Source organism: Reinekea blandensis MED297, assembly GCF_000153185.1.
Classification (GTDB): Bacteria; Pseudomonadota; Gammaproteobacteria; order Pseudomonadales; family Natronospirillaceae; genus Reinekea; species Reinekea blandensis.
On the sequence record NZ_CH724150.1, the window covers coordinates 192,227 to 194,530 of the forward strand.

Annotated in this window: 2 protein-coding genes; both read left to right on the top strand. The window is 49.9% G+C overall.

What is annotated here, in order from left to right; all coding sequences use genetic code 11:
• A partial coding sequence (fadB, locus tag MED297_RS06260; protein ID WP_008043309.1) for a fatty acid oxidation complex subunit alpha FadB occupies positions 1 to 1,952 on the top strand: 1,952 nt, incomplete at its 5' end.
• A 15-nt stretch (positions 1,953 to 1,967) separates the two neighbouring features.
• The coding region (locus tag MED297_RS06265; RefSeq protein WP_008043310.1) for a thiolase family protein at positions 1,968 to 2,304 on the top strand (337 nt) is incomplete at its 3' end.

Consider the following 2,304-nt stretch of genomic DNA (forward strand, 5'->3'; position numbering starts at 1 on the left):
TTGTTGGTGCCGACATTACCGAGTTTCTGGCTTGGTTCGAGCAGACCGAAGAAGACATTATTGCCGATGTACTGAAAGCCAACGAGATTTTCAGTGCTTTTGAGGACCTTCCATTCCCTACGGTCGTGGCTATTAATGGCATCTGCTTAGGTGGTGGCATGGAAATGTCGCTGGCCTGTGACTACCGGGTCATGGCAGACAGTGCCAAAGTAGGCCTGCCTGAAGTGAAATTAGGTTTGTACCCTGGCTTTGGCGGTACGGTTCGTCTGTCACGCGTTATCGGCGCAGACAACGCCATTGAATGGATCGCTTCCGGTTCTGAAAAACGCTCGGATGCAGCCTTTAAAGATGGCGCCGTTGATGCAGTGGTTCCAAAGGACAAGGTTGCTGAAGAAGCATACAAATTACTGGAACGCCTGGCCGCCGGAGAGCTGGATTACAAAGAACGCCGTGCTGAGAAGAAAGGCAAGCTGCAGCTGAATGCCATTGAAAGCATGATGGTCTTTGAAACGGCGAAAGGCTTTATCGCTGGTAAAGCGGGCAAGCATTACCCTGCACCGGTAGAATCCGTAAAAACCATTCAGAAACACGCAAACTTTGAACGTGACCAGGCCATTGCGATTGAAGCAAAAGGCTTTGCCAAGATGGCGAAAACCAGTGTCGCGCAAAATCTGATCGGTCTGTTCCTGAACGATCAAACAATTAAGAAGATTGCTAAGCAACATACCAAGCAAGCTAAGCCTGTAGAGCAGGCCGCTGTATTGGGTGCCGGCATCATGGGTGGCGGTATAGCCTATCAAAGTGCCTATAAAGGCACCCCGATTCTGATGAAAGACATTAATGAGGATGGCATCAAGCTCGGTTTGGATGAAGCCGCGAAGCTGTTGACCAAGGCTGTTGAGCGTAAAAAAATGGACATCAAAAAGATGGCCAACACACTCAACAATATCCGCCCCACGCTGTCCTATGGCGACTTTGGTAATGTTGATGTGGTTGTTGAAGCCGTTGTTGAAAACGTGAAAGTGAAAAAAGCGGTTTTGGCCGAAGCTGAGAAGCAATTGAAGGCCGGGGCTGTGCTGGCGTCCAATACGTCAACCATTTCAATCACAGAACTGGCGACCGCTCTGGACAAGCCTGAAGATTTCTGTGGTATGCACTTCTTTAACCCGGTTCACCGCATGCCTTTAGTGGAAGTCATTCGTGGTGAAAAAACGTCGGATGCAACGATTGCTACCGTTGTGTCTTACGCCCAGAAAATGGGTAAGACGCCTATCGTTGTTAACGACTGCCCTGGGTTCCTGGTGAATCGAATTCTGTTCCCTTACTTTGGCGGTTTTGCGGCTCTGTTGCGTGATGGTGCCGACTTCGAAAATGTCGACAAAGTTATGGAAAAATTCGGCTGGCCAATGGGTCCTGCGTACTTAATGGATGTCGTTGGTATCGACACCGGGGTGCACGCTCAGGCCGTGATGGCTGATGGTTTCCCAGATCGGATGAAGCAGGATTATCGCTCTGCCATGGACGTTATGTATGAAGAAAAACGTTATGGCCAGAAGAATGATGCTGGTTTCTACACCTACGAGCTGGACAAGAAAGGTAAGCAGAAGAAGGTCTCCGATCCGAAAGCTCATGAGCTGGTTGCCGGTGTCGCACAAAGCCAGAAAACATTTGAAGACCAGCAGATCATTGATCGTCTGATGATTCCGATGTGTCTGGAAACGGTTCGTTGTCTTGAAGACGGCATCGTAGAAACGCCGGCTGAAGCCGATATGGGTCTGGTTTACGGCATCGGTTTCCCTCCATTCCGAGGAGGCGCCCTCAAGTACATCGATGATATGGGTGTCGCGGCGTTCGTTGAACTGTGTGATTCCTATGCGGAACTGGGCAAGCTCTACGAACCAACGGCTCGCCTGCGTGAAATGGCTAAAAACAACGAAAAATTCTACGCATAACAGGAGACGGAAAAGATGAGTATTCGAGATAATGACGCAGTAATTGTCGACTTTGCCCGTACTCCAATGGGCCGTTCCAAAGGAGGCAGCTACCGCCATACAAGAGCTGAAAACCTCAGTGCCGATCTGGTAAATGGATTGCTGGCACGGAACAGTGCAATGAACCCTGCCGATATTGAAGACATCATCTGGGGTTGCGTAAACCAAACCCTGGAGCAGGGTTGGAACGTAGCCCGGATGATGCAGTTGTTAACGGACATTCCTCACACAACGACCGCGCAAACCGTCTCTCGTCTGTGTGGCTCTTCAATGTCTGCGTTGCATATTGCATCGGCAATATTCAGGCCGACAA